This window comes from Salinicola sp. RZ23 (assembly GCF_003206675.1).
GTDB classification, from domain to species: Bacteria; Pseudomonadota; Gammaproteobacteria; order Pseudomonadales; family Halomonadaceae; genus Salinicola; species Salinicola endophyticus.
This window is the reverse complement of record NZ_PZJK01000016.1, coordinates 28016-45097: the sequence shown is the minus strand read 5'-3', so window position 1 is coordinate 45097 and position 17082 is coordinate 28016. Positions and strand designations below refer to the sequence as shown.

Sequence of the window (17082 nt, the reverse complement as noted above, 5' to 3'; positions counted from 1 at the left end):
CTTTTTTTGCGCTGCATTGCGTGCCCCGAGCGGTCATGCCCGGGGTGAGATCACTTCTCGACGAAGGCGCGCTCGATCACGTAATCCCCCGGCTCGCCCATGCGCGGCGAGATGGAGAAGCCCAGCTCGTCGAGCAGGTCGCTGGTCTCGTCGAGCATCGCCGGGCTGCCGCAGATCATGGCGCGATCCTGCTTGGGATCCAGCGGCGGCAGGCCGGTATCTGCAAACAGCTTGCCGCTGCGGATATGATCGGTCAGGCGTCCGGTGGTGTGGAAATCCTCGCGGGTCACCGTGGGGTAGTAGACCAGCTTTTCGCTGATCTCTTCGCCCAGATACTCGTGTGCCGGTAACTCCTTGCCGATGAAATCGGCATAGGCGAGCTCGCTCACGTGACGCACACCGTGAATCAGCACCACCTTCTCGAAGCGCTCGTAGACCTCCGGGTCCTGGATCAGGCTCATGAAGGGTGCCAGCCCGGTCCCGGTGGAGAGCATGTAGAGGTTGCGCCCCGGCAGCAGGTCGTCGCACACCAGCGTGCCGGTGGGCTTGCGGCTGACCATGACCTGGTCACCGACCTGCAGGTGCTGCAGGCGCGAGGTGAGCGGGCCATCGGGCACCTTGATGCTGAAGAACTCGAGGTGATCCTCGTAGTTGGGGCTGGCAATGGAGTAGGCGCGCACCAGCGGCTTGCCTTCCACTTCCAGTCCGATCATCACGAACTGACCGTTCTTGAAGCGCAGACCGCGATCGCGGGTGGTGCGGAAGCTGAACAGGGTGTCGTTCCAGTGATGAACGCTGAGGACTTCTTCCAGCGCGAACTTGCTCATGAAAGGCTCCTTTGAACGGATCGAGAATAGAACAGATCGAAAAAGAATAAGTGGATGACCTGAGTAGATGCCGAGACTATAAGAAGCGGATGCTATTCTGTTAAGTGGATTGTTTGGATAAGGTTTATCGAGCCTATCGATATAGGAGCCCGCCATGCGCTACACCCTGCGTCAGCTCGAGGTGTTCGTCGCCATCGCCCAGCATCAGAGCGTCTCGCGGGCGGCCGAGACCCTGGCGCTGTCCCAGTCGGCGACCAGCGCCGCACTGGCCGAGCTGGAGCGCCAGTTCGACTGCCAGTTGCTCGACCGCATCGGCAAGCGGCTCAAGCTCAACGCCCTGGGCTTCCAGCTGCTGCCCAAGGCGGTGGCGCTGCTCGACCGTGGCGAAGAGATCGAGGAGCTGCTCAAGGGCCAGCGCGGCATCGGCTCGCTGGAGGTCGGTGCCACACTGACCATCGGCAACTACCTGGCCACCCTGCTGATCAGCGACTTCATGCAGCGCTATCCCGAGAGCCGGGTACGCCTGCAGGTGCGCAATACCGCCTCGATCGTCGAGCGGATCGCCCTGCACGAGCTCGACCTGGGCCTGATCGAGGGTGACTGTCAGCACGACGATATCGTCATTCAGCCGTGGATCGATGACGATCTGACCGTGTTCTGCTCCCCCCGCCATCCGCTGGCCGCCGAGGGCAGCGCCGATATCGAGCGCCTGCTGCGTGAATCGTGGATCATGCGCGAGGTGGGATCGGGCACGCGGCGCACCCTGGAGCACGCCATGCGCCACCGGCGTGGCCGCTTCGACATCCTGCTGGAGCTGGAGCATACCGAAGGGATCAAGCGCGCAGTGGAGTCGGGGCTGGGCATCGGCTGCGTCTCGCGGCTGGCGCTGCGCGACGCCTTCCGCCGCGGCAGCCTGGTACCCATCGCAACACCGGAGCTCGACCTGACGCGCAGCTTCGCCTTCATCTGGCATCGCCACAAGTATCTCACCACGGCGATGCGCGAGTTTCTCAGGCTATGTCGCGAGATGACCGCCGACGCCCGACGCAGCGACGAGATAGACCTGCCGCCGGTGCCGTGACCTCGGCAGGCGAAGCGGACCTGCGGGGCGGGGCCGCCACCGGAATACAGAAAACAGAAACGCGGATGGCGCCAGACGCCATCCGCGTATCGTCACCACCTGGGGTGTTCGAGACCCCAGACGTGGGCGGGTCTCAGTGCCAGCCGAGCTGTGCGGCGATATCCGCCTCGCTGGCCTTGGAGAGATCCTTGTCGATGGACTGGGTGACCATCTCGAGGGTGGGCTTGTCGAGCTTGTCGCGAAGCTGTCCCAGGAACTGCGGCGCGGCGATCAGCACCAGCTCGTCGGCCTTGCCCTGGGTACGCGCATCGCGCAGGTAGCTCGCCACCTCCTTGGCGAAGAACATCGCCTGCTTCTCCGAGGTGGCGTCCTCGTTGCCGGTCTGGCGCCGGCTCGGCCCCGAAGTCGACTCACCCTTGCCACCGGTGCGCAAGTCACCGGTGTGCAGCTGCGACTCCGGATGCGTCAGCGTCTCGATCTCGCGCATGACCCGCGCCTCGCGGGCGAAGATGCGGGCACGCGCCGCATCGGCGACCACCACGTAGACCTTGTCCATGAGCCATTCTCCTTTTCCGTGGATAGGGCATGTCCGTGGGTAACACATGCCCGTGGATAGCACGCTCTAAGCGTGGTCGAGAATGGCGCTACGCTCAAGCATGGCTCAGCGCCGGCCGCGCGCTGTCGGCGTCGAGCTTGAAACCGCCGACGATCGCTGCCAGCTGGGTCGCCTGATCGTGGAGCTGCTCGGCGGCGGCGGTGGACTGCGCCACCATGGCCGCATTCTGCTGGGTCATCTGGTCGAGCTCGCCCACCGCCTGATTGACCTGCCCCACCCCCTGGCTCTGCTCCTGGGCGGCAACGTTGATCTCGGAGAGCGTCGCCGCCACGCGCGAAATGGCATCGACGATCGCGCTCATGCTGTCGCCGGCGGAGCGCATCAGCTCGGTGCCTTCGCGGGTCTGCGCCACCGAGGTCCCGATCAGCGTCTTGATCTCGGTGGCGGCGGTGGCAGAGCGGCTCGCCAGCTGGCGTACCTCACCGGCGACCACCGCGAAGCCGCGACCTTGCTCGCCGGCGCGCGCGGCCTCCACGGAGGCGTTGAGGGCGAGCAGATTGGTCTGGAACGCGATCTCCTCGATCAGCCGCACGATATCGGCAATCTCTTCGGTGCGCCCGTTGAGCTGCTCGATGGTCTCCACCGCACGCCCCACCACCTCGCCGCCACGTACGGCACGCTCGCTGGCATCACGGGCCAGCTGGTCGGTCTCGCTGGCGGCATTGGCGGTGTTCTCCACCGTGCCGGAAATCTGCTCCATGGCCGTGGAGGTCTCCTGCAGGTGGCTCGCCGCGGTCTCGGTCTGGCGCGACAGATCCTGACTGGCGCGGGCGATCTCCTCGGAGGCCTGGCGCACCGACTGGCTGGTGACGTTGACCTGGCTCAGCACCTCGGAGATCTTGCCGGCGAAGGCGTTGAACGCCATCGCGATCTGGGCGATCTCGTCGCGACCCTCGATCACCAGCCGGCGGCTCAGATCACCGTCACCGTCAGCAATGTCGGCCATGGCGTCGCGCGCCGCCTCGAGCCGGCGAAAGCCCGGCGACACCAGCAGCCACAGCAGCAGCGAGACGATCAGCGCCGCCACCAGCAGCGACACCAGGGTGGTCTTGAACAGGCTACTGGCGCCAGCATTGGCCTCGGCGCGATCCAGCGCGATCACCAGGCGCCAGCTCGTACCGGGCACCTCGACCGCGTAGAGCAGCACCGTGCGCCCGTCGATCACGCTCGGCGTCGGTAGCGGACTCCGGGTCAAGGCCTTGAGCTTCGCCGCATCGAGCCCGGGATCGATCTCGTTCGCCGGCTTCAGGCTCAGCGCGGCATCGCGGTAGGCGACGATGGTGCCGTCGGCATCGGCCAGGAAGGCAAAGCTCTTGGGCGTGGGCTGGATCGAGAGCACGTTCTCCTGCACCTCGTCGAGGGGCACGTCGGCACCGGCCACGCCCAGCAGCTTGCCGTCACGCAGGATCGGGGTGGCGAAGGCGACGACCAGCTTGTTCGTCACCATATCGAGATAGGGATCACTGGCGGTGGTCTGCCCCGCCGCCACCGTCTTGCGGTACCAGGGCCGCTGGGTCGGATCGTAGTCCGCCGGCGGCTCCCAGCCATCGTTGGTGATCAGACGCTTGTCCGGCGTGCCCAGATAGACCTGACTGAAACCGCCGGCGCTGGCGGTCTGCTGCAGTGCGGGAATCAGGGTGTCGCCGCCCACCGCCGGCGCCACCGCCTCGATCAGCTTGCGCTTCGATGCCGCCCAGGCGGCAATTGCATCGCGATGCCCCTTGGCTACCGATTCGAGCAGATCCTGATTGACCGACTGCTGGTGACGGCTGACCAGCCAGTAGCTGATACCGCCGGTAGCCGCAAGCGCAACCAGGATCATCGCCAGACAGCCGGCCATGATACGAATCTTGAAGGATTTCAGCATGCTAAGGTCCGTTGGGAGAGTCCGTTGAGAAGTTCGGCTCAACTATCATCGGCCTCTCGGAAACGAACTTGATGCTGGTGGATTCCGCGCCACGCAGCCGGCGCGCGTCATAGCCTCAAGACATCGCCGTGCGCGGGCCCGCTGCGGCGGCCGCGGCTGCAGCGGGCGCCCACGGTGGCGTCTTCAGCTCGCGGCGGGCGGGATCCAGGCGATCATGTCGACCTCGACGTCAGCGCCCCCGGCGAGCCCGGTCACACCGATGCAGGTACGCGTCGGTAGCGGCGCCTCGAAGTAGCTGGCGTAGATGCCGTTGACCTCGTCGAAGTGCCCCATGTTGGTGATGAAGACCCGGCTCTGGACCACGTGCTCGAAGCTGCTGCCCACCGCTTCCAGCACGATCGCCAGATTCTGCATCACGCGGTGGGTCTGCTCGGTGAAGGTTCCCAGCAGCATCTCGTTGGTCTCCGGCACCGTCGGCATCTGCCCGGTGATGAACACCAGGTCATTCACCCGACAGGCGTGGGAAAAGGGCGCGATCGGCTGCGGCGCGCCGGCGACCATGCGTTTGTCGATGCCCATGTCAGTGCCCCAGGATCTGGCTCAGGAACAGCTGCGTACGCTCCGAGCGGGGATGGTTGAAGAAGGTCTCCGGCGGCGCCTCCTCGATGATCTGGCCCTGGTCCATGAAGATCACCCGGTCGGCCACGGTCTTGGCGAAGCCCATCTCGTGGGTCACGCAGAGCATGGTCATGCCCTCGTGGGCGAGCTCGATCATGACATCGAGCACCTCCTTGATCATCTCCGGGTCGAGCGCCGAAGTGGGCTCGTCGAACAGCATCACCTCCGGGCGCATGCAGAGCGCCCGGGCGATCGCCACGCGCTGCTGCTGACCGCCGGAGAGCTGCCCCGGGTACTTGCGCGCCTGGTTGGCGATCTGCACCCGTTCGAGGTACTCCATGGCGGTCTTCTCGGCTTCCGCGCGCGGCTTCTTCTGTACCCAGATCTGCGCCAGGCAGCAGTTCTCCAGCACTGTCAGGTGCGGGAACAGGTTGAAGTGCTGGAACACCATGCCGACATTGCGCCGGATCTGCTCGATCCGCTTGATGTCGTGGTTCATGGGGATGCCGTTGACCGCGATCGAGCCCTGCTGATGCTCCTCCAGATGGTTGATGCAGCGGATCATGGTCGACTTGCCCGAGCCCGAGGGGCCGCAGATGACGATGCGCTCGCCCCGAGCAACGGTCAGGTCGATGTCGCGCAGCACGTGGAAGCTGCCGTACCACTTGTTGAGATGCTCGATCTGGATCATCGGCTCGTCGCCGGAGGCCGAACCCGCGACCGCTTGCGCTTCACTCATGGCTTGATTCCTGCCTTCATTGTCATTGTCTCGCCCATGCCCCGGGCGGCACTCGGCGGCCCGGGGCGTCACGTTCCAGGTGCTGGCCGCTGGCGGGCTCAGCGCCGATAGCTGGTATTGAGGCGCCGCTCGATGTACTGGCTGTAGCGCGACATGCTGAAACAGAAGATCCAGAACACCAGCGCCGCGAATACATAGCCCTCGGTGGAGAAGCCCAGCCAGTTGGAATCGGTGAGCCCGGCGCGGATGATCGCCAGCAGATCGAACAGCCCGATGATCAGCACCAGCGAGGTGTCCTTGAACAGCGCGATGAAGGTGTTGACGATCCCCGGGATCACCAGCTTCAACGCCTGCGGCAGGATGATCAGCCCCATCCGCTGCCAGTAGCCCAGACCCAGCGCCTGCCCGGCCTCGTTCTGTCCCTTGCCGATCGCCTGCAGCCCACCGCGGACCACCTCGGCCATGTAGGCGCTCCAGAAGAACATGATGCCGATCAGCGCCCGCAGCAGCTTGTCGAACTCGACGTTGCCGGGCACGAACAGCGGCAGCATCACCGAAGCCATGAACAGCACCGTGATCAGCGGCACACCGCGCCAGAACTCGATGAAGATGACGCACACGCTCTTGACGAACGGCATCTTGGAGCGCCGCCCCAGGGCCAGGATCACCCCCAGCGGCAGCGAGCCGACGATGCCCACCGTGGCCACGGTCAGGGTCAGCATCAGCCCGCCCCAGGCGCGGGTGGGCACCTCGGGCAGGCCGAAGTGGCCGCCCAGCAGCAGGAACCAGGCGATGATCGGAAAGCCGATCAGCGTAAACAGGCCGACCAGGCGCTTCTTGGGCAGCCGCGGGATCGCCAGCCACGCCACCAGCACCGCCATCAAGGCGAACACGATATCCACCCGCCAGCGCTCGGCGGCCGGGTAAAAGCCATAGATGATCGACTCGAAGCGGGCCGAGATGAACACCCAGCAGGCGCCGCTGCCGGTGCAGTCCGCGCGGGTCGAGCCGAGGAAGTTGGCATCGACCACCGCCCACTTCAAGAATGGCCACAGGATCCACGCCAGCAGGCCGATCACCACCACCGAGACCACGCTGTTGAGCGGCCCGTTGAACAGGTTGGCGCGCAGCCAGCCGCTGATCCCGCGGCGCTGATCCGGGGCCTCGCGCGCCTCGATCATCTGAGTGCGAAATGTCGATTCACGCATCTCATCGCTCCTTCAGCAGCGTGCGGGCGTTGTAGAGGTTCATCAGGAACGACACCGTCAGGCTGATCACCAGATAGACCGCCATGGTCATGGCGATGATCTCGATCGCCTGCCCGGTCTGGTTCAGGGTGGTACCGGCGAAGACCGCCACCAGATCGGGATAGCCGATCGCCGTGGCCAGCGACGAGTTCTTGATCAGGTTGAGATACTGGCTGGTCATCTGCGGCACGATCACCCGCATCGCCTGCGGAATCACGATCTTGCGCAGAGTGATGCCACCGGGCAGGCTCAGCGAGCGCGCCGCTTCGGTCTGGCCGTGGGAGACCGAGAGGATGCCGGAGCGCACGATCTCGGCGATGAACGCCGCGGTGTAGATCGACAGCGCCAGCCACAGTGCCACCAGCTCGGGCAGGATGTTGATCCCGCCGCGGAAGTTGAAGCCCCTGAGTTCGGGGAGGGTCCACGCCAGCGGGGCGCCGCTGGCCAGGAACACGATCAGCGGCAGGCCGATGACGATGGCCGCCCCGATCCAGTAGACCGGCAGCGCCTGGCCGGTGGCCATCTGTCGGCGCTTGGCGAAGCGCGCGAAGAGCAGCGTGGCGACCACTGCGATCAGCAGCGCCCAGAGCGTGGCGGAGAACCCCGGCAGCGGCTGCGGGTCGGGCATCACCACCCCACGCACGTTGAAGAAGAACAGATCGAACAGCGACATGCTGTCGCGCGGCGAGGGCAGTGCCCGCAGTACCGCGTAGTACCAGAACAGAATCTGCACCAGCAGCGGGATGTTGCGGAAGATCTCGACGTAGATGGTGGCCAGCCGCGCCAGCAGCCAGTTGGTCGACAGCCGAGCGATGCCGACCGCGAAACCGATCAGGGTCGCGGCGACAATGCCCAGGGCCGAGACCAGCAGGGTGTTGAGCAGGCCGACGACGAAGGTGGTGCCGTAACTGGAGTCGCTGGTGTAGTCGATCAGCGTTTGCGGGATCGAGAAGCCTGCACGCCCTTCGAGGAAACCGAAGCCGGTCTGGATACCGCGGGATTCCAGGTTGTTGAGGGTGTTGTGGACGAGATAACCGATGAAACCGGCCAGGATCAGAAACAGCACGGCCTGGACGATCAGCGCACGAACGGTGGGATTCCGCCACAGCGGCCCCTGCCCTCGGCGTGGCAGCGAGGTGGATGGACGCAGCATGAGAAGTCGTGTCTCTACTCGAGCGGTGAGCGGCAACGGCTCCCGGCACACAGGCCGGGAGACGACGTCAGGAAACGCCAGCTAGCCGCGCCGCCAGCGCCCTCTCGGGCAGCCGGCGGGCGGCGTCGCGCACTCAGCGAATCGGCGGTGCGTACTGGATACCGCCCTGGTTCCACAAGGCGTTGATGCCACGCTCGAGCCCCATCGGCGAGTCCTTGCCCACGGTGCGGTCGAACACTTCACCGTAGTTGCCCACCATCTTGACGATGTTGTAGGCCCAGTCGTTGCTGATACCCATCTGCTCGCCGTAGTTGCCATCCTTGCCCAGCAGGCGGGCGATGTCCGGATTGGGCGGGTTGTCGCGCATCTGATCGACGTTCTGGCTGGTCACCCCCAGCTCTTCGGCGTCGAGCATCGCGAACAGGGTCCACTTGACGATGTCGAACCACTGGTCGTCACCCTGGCGCACCACCGGACCCAGCGGCTCCTTGGAGATACGCTCGGGCAGGATCTCGACGCTGCTGGGGTCGGCCAGCTGCAGGCGCAGTGCCGCCAGCTGCGAGGAGTCGGAGGTGAGCACGTCACAGCGCCCGCTGTCGAAGCCCTGGGCGGTCTGGTCGGAGGTATCGAAGGCGACCTGCTGGAACTGCATGTCGTTGGCCTTGAAGTAGTCGGCCATGTTGAGTTCGGTGGTGGTACCCGCCTGTACGCAGATGGAAGCGCCGTCCAGCTCCTTGGCGCTCTTGATGCCGAGATCCTTGCGCACCAGGAAGCCCTGGCCATCGTAGAAGTTGACCCCGGTGAAGTTGAGCCCCAGCGAGTTGTCGCGGGTAGCGGTCCAGGTGGTGTTGCGCGAGAGCACATCGATCTCGCCCGACTGCAGCGCGGTAAAGCGCTCCTTGGCGGTCAGCGGCGAGAACACCACCTTGGTCGGATCACCCAGCACGGCGGCGGCGACGGCACGGCACACTTCGACATCGATGCCGGTCCACTTGCCGTTCTCATCGGGAGAGGAGAAACCGGTGAGCCCCGTGCTGACGCCGCACTTGAACTCGCCGTTGCTTTTCACGTTATCCAAGGTGGCAGCCTGAGCCTGGGACGTCGCCAGTGCCGTCAATGCGGCAGCGGAGAGAAGAGACAGGCTTTTGTTCTTGTGGCGCATGGTGGAATCCACTCCCTTGCGTTGTCATTTAAGTGCATGTCGAAGCATGCCCAAAACAAATTAGCAAAGTCCGTTCCACTTTCGCGCTAGCGCCTGAAAATCCTGGATTCAACGCTCGCCTAGGACGCTTACGATCTCTACCTACACTCTCGGCATGACGCAAACTGCGAAAACACGGGCAACATTCTGTTTCAAAAGCGTGCGCGGGATAGCGTTGCGCACCAAAAGAAGGCGTCGAGGGATGGCACTAGCGTTGAATCGAGCCACCGGTGATGGCGACGATGCCACCAATGGATAAGAAGACGTCGATCAACGCCTGCGCAGAGAGTACAGGCGGCAGGGGCAGCGCTACCACGTGCCTGGCATAGACGACGGGGAAGCGCCTCAGGGCGCGCCGGTACTGGCCGCGGCAGCGCGTCGCCGACGACAGCGGCGTATCCTCGCGCCGAGCAGCGCGGCCACTGTGGCCCCCAGCGCATTGGCCAGGATATCCTCCCAATCGCCGCCGGCGCGGCCAGGGACCCACAGCTGCAGATACTCGATGACGATGCCGAATACGAGCGCGATCATCCAGGCGCGTGCCCAGGCCCAGCGCCGTACGGCGAGTCCCAGCCACAGGGTCAGTCCGGCGTAGCCGACGACGTGATTGAACTTGTCCCACGGCAGGTATCGCGGCATCTCGGCCCCCGGCGTCAGGCTGCCCCAGGCCACCCCGATAGCCCAGGCCATCACGGCCAGCAGGGCCAACCTGCGCCAGGCGCCGCGGCGTTGTCGTGTCATCGGCTGACCTCGCAAAGCGTGGACGGTAGCCCCAGCCGCGTGCAGAGCGTGGCATCGAGCCGTTCGCGCCAGCGCGGGTCGTCCTCCAGCCGCGCGTCGTTGTCCGGTGCCAGACGCCGACGATAGCGCCCGATCCCGCGATAGACGGCGTTGCGCAGCGGCGCCGGCACCCAGCGCAGCCATGCCAGCAGCCGCCAGCCCGAGCGGAGCCGGCTCCCTAACCGCCACAGCGCCTCGCTCTCCTCGTGAAGCTCACCGCCGGTGACATACCGGATCGTGTCGCAGCGTTCGAGATCACGCCCGAAGTGGTGCCCCACGCGCCGCCCCAGCGCGGTATCGAGCCCACTCAGCACCAGGCCGGCGCCAGACTCGCGTTCATGCGCCAGCAGCCAGCGCACCGCGCGCCGGCAGAACGGGCACTCGGCATCGAACAGCAGCAGGCCGTCGACGCCGTCATCGACCGCCTCAGCGGTGATAGGCCGGGCTCGATTCATGCAGCGCGTCGAAGAAGGCGGTGACGTGATCGGGGTTGGTGAACTGGCTGATACCGTGGCCCAGATTGAACACATGCCCCGGACCGTGGCCGAAGCTCTCCAGCACCCGCTTGACCTCGGTGCCGATCTGTTCGGGCGGTGCAAACAGCACGTTGGGGTCGAGGTTACCCTGCAGCGCCACGCGCTCGCCGACCCGCCGCCGCGCGTCGCCGAGCTCGGTGGTCCAGTCGAGGCCGACGGCGTCGCAGCCGCTGTCGGCGATCGACTCCAGCCACTGCCCACCGTTCTTGGTGAACAGGATCACCGGCACCCGGCGGCCATCGTGCTCGCGGATCAGCCCGCCGACGATGCGCCGCATGTAGGCCAACGAGAACGCCTCATAGGCCGGGGTCGACAGCGCCCCGCCCCAGGTGTCGAAGATCTGCACCACCTGGGCGCCGGCACGGATCTGGGCGTTGAGATAGTCGGTCACCGCCGTGGCGAGCAGGCCCAGCAGAGTGTGCAGGGTCTGCGGGTCACCGTAGAGCATCGCCTTGATATGGCGGAAATCCTTGCTCGAGCCGCCCTCGACCATGTAGGTCGCCAGGGTCCAGGGGCTGCCGGAGAAGCCGATCAGCGGCACCCGGCCGTTGAGCTCGCGGCGAATGGTGCGCACCGCGTTCATCACGTAGTCGAGATCGTGCTCGGCATCCGGCGCACTCAGCGCGGCGACCTCGGCGGCGGTCCGCACCGGATGGCGGAACTTGGGCCCCTCACCGGTCTCGAAATAGAGCCCCAGGCCCATGGCGTCGGGAATGGTGAGGATATCGGAGAACAGGATCGCGGCATCGAGCGGATAGCGCGCCAGCGGCTGCAGCGTCACCTCGCAGGCCATCTCGGCGTTGCGGCACAGATCCATGAAACTACCGGCCTCGGCGCGGGTCGCGCGGTACTCCGGCAGATAGCGGCCGGCCTGGCGCATCATCCAGACCGGTGTGCGGTCAACCGGTTGGCGAGCCAGGGCCCGCAGCAGGCGATCGTTTTGCAGTGTCATAGCGCTCTTCGCACGGGAGATTTGCCAGCAGTGTAACGGATAGACGCGCAAGCCTGATATAATGCTGCCCCTCAACGTCAGGGGTGAGCCCGCACCTTAACCGCAGGGCCCGTATCGCGAGGTCATCGTGTCGATCCGTTTCATCGCCGCATCGCAGCTGCCCACACCCTGGGCGACCTTCACGCTGCACGGCTTCCAGGAAGAGTCCACCGGCAAGGAGCACGTCGTGCTCACCCTTGGCGACGTCACCACGCCGGAGCCGGTGCTGGCCCGCGTCCACTCCGAGTGTCTGACCGGTGACGCCCTGTTCTCGATGCGCTGCGACTGCGGCTATCAGCTGCAGGAAGCGCTCAAGCGCATCGCCGACGAGGGGCGCGGCGCGCTGCTCTACCTGCGCCAGGAGGGCCGCGGCATCGGCCTGCTCAACAAGATCCGCGCCTATGCCCTGCAGGACGCCGGCGCCGACACCGTGGAAGCCAACGAGCGTCTCGGCTTCGGTGCCGATCAGCGCCGCTACGACATCTGCGTCCCGATGCTCGAACATCTCGGCATCCCCGCGCTGCGTCTGATGACCAACAATCCGCGCAAGGTCGAAGCACTCAGCCGCGATGGCGTGCGCATTCACGAGCGTCTTGCGATCACCACCGGGCGCAACCCCTTCAACGAGCACTACCTGACCACCAAGGTCGGCAAGCTCGGCCACATGATGGCGCTCGACGACTTCACCCCCGCCAGCGACGTCGACATCGAGCGCGACGCCTGAATCGGCATCGCCGGGCCTTCCGGCGACGTCATCGTTGCGTCATCATGAGACGGGAGACTGAACACTGGCCCGGCGTGCCGGTCCAAACGGTATCCCCGCTCTCGATCCTGCCTCACCTCCGCAGGAGGCTCAGCCATCATGCTCGACTCCGACTCACGCCATCTCTCGCACTCTCAAGACACGCCCCCGGCACAAGTCTCGCCTCCCCAGACCTCGGGCGAGGAGGAGTACACCCGGCTGGAGGAGTGGCTGCACAGCATCAGCCACGGGATCGGCGCGGCGCTGAGCCTCGCCGGCATGATCGTACTGATCGTGCTGGCCAGCATCGCCGCCGAGGTCGACCCGTGGAAGATCGTCAGCGTCTCGCTCTACGGCAGCTGCCTGCTGCTGCTCTACACCGTTTCGACCCTCTACCACGGTTTTCGCAGCCAGCGCCTGAAGCGTGTCTTCCAGACCTTCGACCACTGCGCCATCTATCTGCTCATCGCCGGCACCTACACCCCCTTTCTGCTGGTCAACCTGCGCGGGCCGATGGGCTGGGCGCTGTTCGGCGTGATCTGGGGGCTGGCCCTGGGCGGGATCGCCCTGCGCCTGATCTGGCCCCAACGCTTCAATCTGCTGCGGGTCTTTATCTACCTGATCATGGGCTGGCTGATCGTGATCGCCGCCGACAGTCTCACCACCCAGTTGCCCACCACCGGCCTTGCGCTACTCGTCGCCGGCGGCATCACCTACACGGTCGGCGTGCTGTTCTACGCCCTGCGCGTGATTCCCTTTCACCACGCCATCTGGCACCTGTTCGTGATCGGCGGCAGCGTCTGCCACTTCCTCGCCATCTACACCGCGGTGCTGCCGTTCGAGACGTGATCCGGCGCCAGGGTGGTGAGCGTCATTCCCAGCCCACTGCCAGCAGGGCCTGCCAAGGCCCTGGAGCAGCGACCAGGTCGAGCATGGCAACCGCATCATCTTCGACCGAGATGCGTGACCGCCCTTGGGCATCCCTCACCAACCGACTCCGTCCCAGCACAGAGTTCCCGGTTCGCTCACCGGGCACGATCTTCATGCGTGACTCCCCCCGCTTACCCCCTGGGATGCGCGCGCCGAACGCGCCACGCGCTGACTGCCCCAGACGCTGAGCAATACGACACCGGTACCGAAAAGCTGCAGGGCGGAGAGGCTTTGATCCAGCCATAGCCAGCCCAACAGCACAGCACTGAGAGGACTCAGAAAGCCCAGGGCCGAGACCCGCGCGGGGCCGAATGTCTCGATACCGCGAAACCACAGCCAGTAAGTCAGGGCAGCCCCCGCTCCCCCCAACCAGAGGTAGCCCGCGACATTACGCCAGGACGGCGCAGGAAAGCCGGGCTCCAGCAGTAGTGCGACCGGTAGTAGCAAGAGTCCACCGGCAACCAGTTGCCAGGCGGTAAAGGTGAGCGCCGAGACGGGCGGCCGCCAACGTTTGGTCAGCACGCTACCCAGCGCCATCGAACCGGCAGCCCCCAGTGCGGCCACCACTCCGGTACTATCCAGCTGCATGTCCGGCTCGATCAGCAGTAGCGCAACCCCGAACAGCCCAGCCAATGCCGCGATGACGCTCGCACCGCGCCAGGGCGCGCCCAGTAGCCATTGCGATAGCACCAGCACCATCAGCGGCTGCGTCGCACCCAGCGTGGCGGCGATCCCTCCGGGAAGCCGATAGGCGGCCACGAATAGCAGCGCCCAGAAGACGGCGAAGTTCAAACCACCCAGCAGCAACAGTCGTCCGACCCACGACCAAGGCGGCAGACGCCTGACACAGAGCAGCAGCAATAAGCCGGCGGGCAGGGCACGCAACACCCCCGCCATCAGCGGAAAACCCGGCGGCAACAGCTCGGTGGTCACCAGATAGGTCGAACCCCAGATCGCCGGCGCCAGCGCTGCACCGGCCAACGTCCACGCCTCTCGCATCGTCTCTCTCCCTGTACTCTAATTAGTTTGACATCAAACAATATAGCTTGACGTCAAGATACATCGTTATTGTTTGACGTCAAGATAAAAACGTCCGATGCTACGCGACATGGACCAAGTCGATCACATTCTGCGTCAGTGGCACGCCGAGCGGCCCGATCTCGATGTCGTGCCCATGGGCCTACTGGGCCGCCTGAAGCGCCTGACGCAACATCTCTCCCAACGTACGGAGGCGGTACTGGCCGAGCACGGCCTGACCCCCGCGGATTTCGACGTGCTGGCGACGCTGCGCCGCGCCGGGAGTCCCTATACGCTGACACCGTCGACACTGATCGCTTGGACCATGGTCACCTCCGGCACCATGACCCATCGCATCGATCGCCTGGTCAAACCCGGTTACGTGGAGCGCATTCGCAACCCCGAAGATGGCCGCGGATTCCAGATTCGATTGACGCCACAGGGACTTGAACTGATCGATGAGGCCGTGGACAGCCACGTCGACAATCAGCACGCCATGACTCGATGCCTATCCGACGACGAGCGTGCGGAGCTGGACCGCCTGCTAGGTAAGTGGCTGGCCTGTTTCGAGTCGTGATACTGCCCCGGTCTCGCTGTCCCGGCGCGACGCGAATATCTCTTCACGCGAGCCACGCGGACATCGCCCTACCCCAACCGCTGCGCGCCCTCACCGTCGGCGCCGAGCACGTCGCCGGGGTTGCGTAGCGGGCACTGCGACAGCGACAGGCAGCCGCAGCCGATACAGCCATCGAGCTGATCACGCAGCAGGGTGAGCTGATCGATGCGCTCGTCCAGGGCGTACTATGCTTCCAGATTCGAGCCGACCAGCGCCACGCGCTGCCCAGCCGGCCGTCGCCCTCTCTCCCAAGACACTGCAGGATTGCCATGTTCCGCTGGTTCGAAAAACGTCTCGATCCCTTCCCGCCGGCGGAGCCGCAGCGCCCGCCCGATACCCTGGTCGCCTTCTGCCTGCACTACACCCGCGGCGCCTGGCCCTATCTGCTGGCGGCGACCACGCTGATGGCGCTGATCGCCGGGGTCGAGGTGTGGATGTTCGGCTTCCTCGGCAATATCGTCGACTGGCTCGCCGATCAGAATCGCGCCACCTTCCTCGCCGATCAGGGCTGGAAGCTCGCGGGAATGGCCCTGGTGGTACTGGTGGGGCTACCGGGCATGGTGTGGCTGCACTCGCTGTTCCAGCAGCAGACGATGATGGGCAACTACCCCATGCGCATCCGCTGGCAGGCCCACCGCTATCTGCTGCGCCAGTCGATGGGGTTCTATCAGGACGAGTTCGCCGGGCGCATCGCGACCAAGGTGATGCAGACCTCGCTGGCGGTGCGCGAGTGCGTGATCAAGCTGTTCGACGTGCTCAACTACGTGATCGTCTACTTCCTGGGCACGCTGCTGCTGGTGGGCAACGCCGACTGGCGCCTGGCCGTGCCGCTGGTGGTGTGGCTGGGTGGCTATCTGGTGCTGCTGAAGGTGTTCGTGCCGATCATGGGCCGGGTATCGAAATCCCAGGCCGACGCCCGCTCGCGCATGACCGGACGCATCGTCGACAGCTACAGCAACATCCAGACGGTCAAGCTGTTCTCCCACGCCAGCCGCGAGGCGGCCTTCGCCCGCGAGGGCATGGCCGGCTTCCTGGTCACGGTCTACCGCCAGATGCGGCTGGTCACCGGCCTCTACGGGCTGCTCTACCTGCTCAACGCGCTACTGCTGTTCAGCATCGGCTGGCTTGCACTGGCGCTGTGGCTCGACGAGGCGGTGAGCGTGGGCGCGGTCGCCGTGGCACTGGGGCTGGTGATGCGCCTGTGGGGCATGTCGCAGTGGATCATGTGGGAGGTCTCGGGGCTGTTCGAGAATATCGGTACGGTGCAGGACGGCATGGCGACGCTGTCGCTGCCGCACCAGATCGAGGATCGCGATGACGCCCCTTCACTCGAGGTCGCCCGTGGCGAGATCGTGTTCGACCATATCCGCTTCCACTACGGCAAGGGCAGCGGCGTGATCGACGATCTGGCGCTGACCATTCGTCCGGGGGAGAAGATCGGCCTGATCGGCCCCTCCGGCGCGGGCAAGTCGACCCTGGTCAACCTGCTGCTGCGCTTCTACGAGCTGGAGGATGGGGCCATCCGCATCGACGGCCAGGACATCGCCGCGGTCACCCAGGAGAGCCTGCGCGCCAAGATCGGCATGGTCACCCAGGACACCTCGCTGCTGCACCGCTCGGTGCGCGACAACCTGCTCTACGGCCGCCCGGACGCCAGTGACGAGATGGCCTGGCGCGCCGCCCGCGAGGCCCACGTGGCGGAATTCATCGAGGGGCTGCGCGACATCCAGGGTCGCGCCGGCTTCGATGCCCATGTCGGCGAGCGCGGGGTCAAGCTCTCCGGCGGCCAGCGTCAGCGCCTGGCGATCGCCCGGGTGATGCTCAAGGACGCCCCGATCCTGATTCTCGACGAGGCGACCTCGGCGCTGGACTCCGACGTCGAGGCCGCCATTCAGGAGAATCTGGACCGGCTGATGCAGGGCAAGACGGTGATCGCCATCGCCCACCGCCTCTCCACCATCGCCGCCATGGACCGGCTGGTGGTGATGGAACAGGGGCACATCGTCGAACAGGGCAGCCACGCCGAGCTGATCCGCGCCAACGGCCTCTACGCGCGGCTGTGGCAGCGCCAGTCCGGCGGCTTTCTGGAGAGCGAGGCCCTCGACGCCAGCGTGTGAACGG

Annotated in this window: 17 protein-coding genes and 1 pseudogene; 5 read left to right on the top strand and 13 right to left on the bottom strand. The window is 65.6% G+C overall.

Features of this window, described 5'->3' with window-relative positions; genetic code table 11:
• Positions 1–50 precede the first annotated feature (50 nt).
• Positions 51–827, bottom strand: coding sequence for a ferredoxin--NADP reductase (locus tag DOM67_RS16960; protein WP_110678096.1), 777 nt, complete (start codon positions 825–827; stop codon positions 51–53).
• Between the two features lie 154 nt (positions 828–981).
• On the opposite strand from DOM67_RS16960, the gene DOM67_RS16955 reads away from it, so the two are divergent.
• Positions 982–1908, top strand: a complete 927-nt coding sequence (locus tag DOM67_RS16955; RefSeq protein ID WP_035476357.1) for a LysR family transcriptional regulator — start codon at positions 982–984, stop codon at positions 1906–1908.
• A 133-nt stretch (positions 1909–2041) separates the two neighbouring features.
• Here the strand turns inward: DOM67_RS16955 and DOM67_RS16950 are convergent, their stop codons facing one another.
• The 10 genes from DOM67_RS16950 to hemE all read right to left on the bottom strand — a co-directional run bounded on the left by DOM67_RS16950 (position 2042) and on the right by hemE (position 11617).
• Positions 2042–2464 carry a host attachment protein gene (locus DOM67_RS16950; RefSeq protein ID WP_110678093.1) on the bottom strand — a complete coding sequence of 141 codons (423 nt, stop codon included), beginning with the start codon at positions 2462–2464 and terminating at the stop codon, positions 2042–2044.
• A 94-nt stretch (positions 2465–2558) separates the two neighbouring features.
• Positions 2559–4391 carry a methyl-accepting chemotaxis protein gene (locus tag DOM67_RS16945; protein ID WP_110678091.1) on the bottom strand — a complete coding sequence of 611 codons (1833 nt, stop codon included), beginning with the start codon at positions 4389–4391 and terminating at the stop codon, positions 2559–2561.
• Between the two features lie 183 nt (positions 4392–4574).
• Complete coding sequence (locus tag DOM67_RS16940; RefSeq protein ID WP_232825295.1) at positions 4575–4970, bottom strand: Rid family detoxifying hydrolase; 396 nt, start codon at positions 4968–4970, stop codon at positions 4575–4577.
• A 1-nt stretch (position 4971) separates the two neighbouring features.
• Positions 4972–5748, bottom strand: a complete 777-nt coding sequence (locus DOM67_RS16935; protein ID WP_280951075.1) for an amino acid ABC transporter ATP-binding protein — start codon at positions 5746–5748, stop codon at positions 4972–4974.
• 98 nt (positions 5749–5846) lie between these two features.
• Positions 5847–6929, bottom strand: a complete 1083-nt coding sequence (locus tag DOM67_RS16930) for an amino acid ABC transporter permease (RefSeq protein ID WP_110678102.1) — start codon at positions 6927–6929, stop codon at positions 5847–5849.
• 28 nt (positions 6930–6957) lie between these two features.
• Positions 6958–8148 carry an amino acid ABC transporter permease gene (locus DOM67_RS16925; protein WP_110678090.1) on the bottom strand — a complete coding sequence of 397 codons (1191 nt, stop codon included), beginning with the start codon at positions 8146–8148 and terminating at the stop codon, positions 6958–6960.
• 133 nt (positions 8149–8281) lie between these two features.
• Positions 8282–9310, bottom strand: a complete 1029-nt coding sequence (locus tag DOM67_RS16920; protein ID WP_110678088.1) for an amino acid ABC transporter substrate-binding protein — start codon at positions 9308–9310, stop codon at positions 8282–8284.
• Positions 9311–9694: 384 nt separating this feature from the next.
• A complete protein-coding gene (locus DOM67_RS16915; protein ID WP_110678086.1) occupies positions 9695–10090 on the bottom strand; it encodes a VanZ family protein in 396 nt (131 codons plus the stop codon).
• The gene (locus tag DOM67_RS16910; protein ID WP_157958892.1) at positions 10087–10584 is read right to left on the bottom strand and encodes a DCC1-like thiol-disulfide oxidoreductase family protein; all 498 of its coding nucleotides are present in this window, start codon (positions 10582–10584) and stop codon (positions 10087–10089) included. Before DOM67_RS16910 ends, DOM67_RS16915 begins: the two co-directional genes overlap by 4 nt.
• Positions 10556–11617 carry a uroporphyrinogen decarboxylase gene (hemE, locus tag DOM67_RS16905; protein WP_110678082.1) on the bottom strand — a complete coding sequence of 354 codons (1062 nt, stop codon included), beginning with the start codon at positions 11615–11617 and terminating at the stop codon, positions 10556–10558. The genes DOM67_RS16910 and hemE overlap by 29 nt, the downstream gene beginning before the upstream one ends.
• Positions 11618–11744: 127 nt before the next feature.
• On the opposite strand from hemE, the gene ribA reads away from it, so the two are divergent.
• Both ribA and DOM67_RS16895 read left to right on the top strand, forming a co-directional pair.
• The gene (ribA, locus tag DOM67_RS16900; protein ID WP_110678080.1) at positions 11745–12380 is read left to right on the top strand and encodes a GTP cyclohydrolase II; all 636 of its coding nucleotides are present in this window, start codon (positions 11745–11747) and stop codon (positions 12378–12380) included.
• 138 nt (positions 12381–12518) lie between these two features.
• Positions 12519–13247, top strand: coding sequence for a hemolysin III family protein (locus DOM67_RS16895; RefSeq protein ID WP_110678078.1), 729 nt, complete (start codon positions 12519–12521; stop codon positions 13245–13247).
• 192 nt (positions 13248–13439) lie between these two features.
• Here the strand turns inward: DOM67_RS16895 and DOM67_RS16890 are convergent, their stop codons facing one another.
• Entirely contained in the window at positions 13440–14327 is an 888-nt protein-coding gene (locus tag DOM67_RS16890; protein ID WP_110678076.1) for an EamA family transporter, read from the bottom strand.
• Positions 14328–14436: 109 nt separating this feature from the next.
• On the opposite strand from DOM67_RS16890, the gene DOM67_RS16885 reads away from it, so the two are divergent.
• Complete coding sequence (locus DOM67_RS16885) at positions 14437–14922, top strand: MarR family transcriptional regulator (RefSeq protein WP_110678100.1); 486 nt, start codon at positions 14437–14439, stop codon at positions 14920–14922.
• Positions 14923–14990: 68 nt separating this feature from the next.
• Here the strand turns inward: DOM67_RS16885 and DOM67_RS16880 are convergent.
• Positions 14991–15140 (bottom strand): annotated as a pseudogene (locus tag DOM67_RS16880) (redox-sensitive transcriptional activator SoxR); the annotation flags it as partial.
• Positions 15141–15230: 90 nt separating this feature from the next.
• Between DOM67_RS16880 and DOM67_RS16875 the strand changes: the two are divergent.
• A complete protein-coding gene (locus DOM67_RS16875) occupies positions 15231–17078 on the top strand; it encodes an ABC transporter ATP-binding protein (protein WP_110678074.1) in 1848 nt (615 codons plus the stop codon).
• Positions 17079–17082 lie beyond the last annotated feature (4 nt).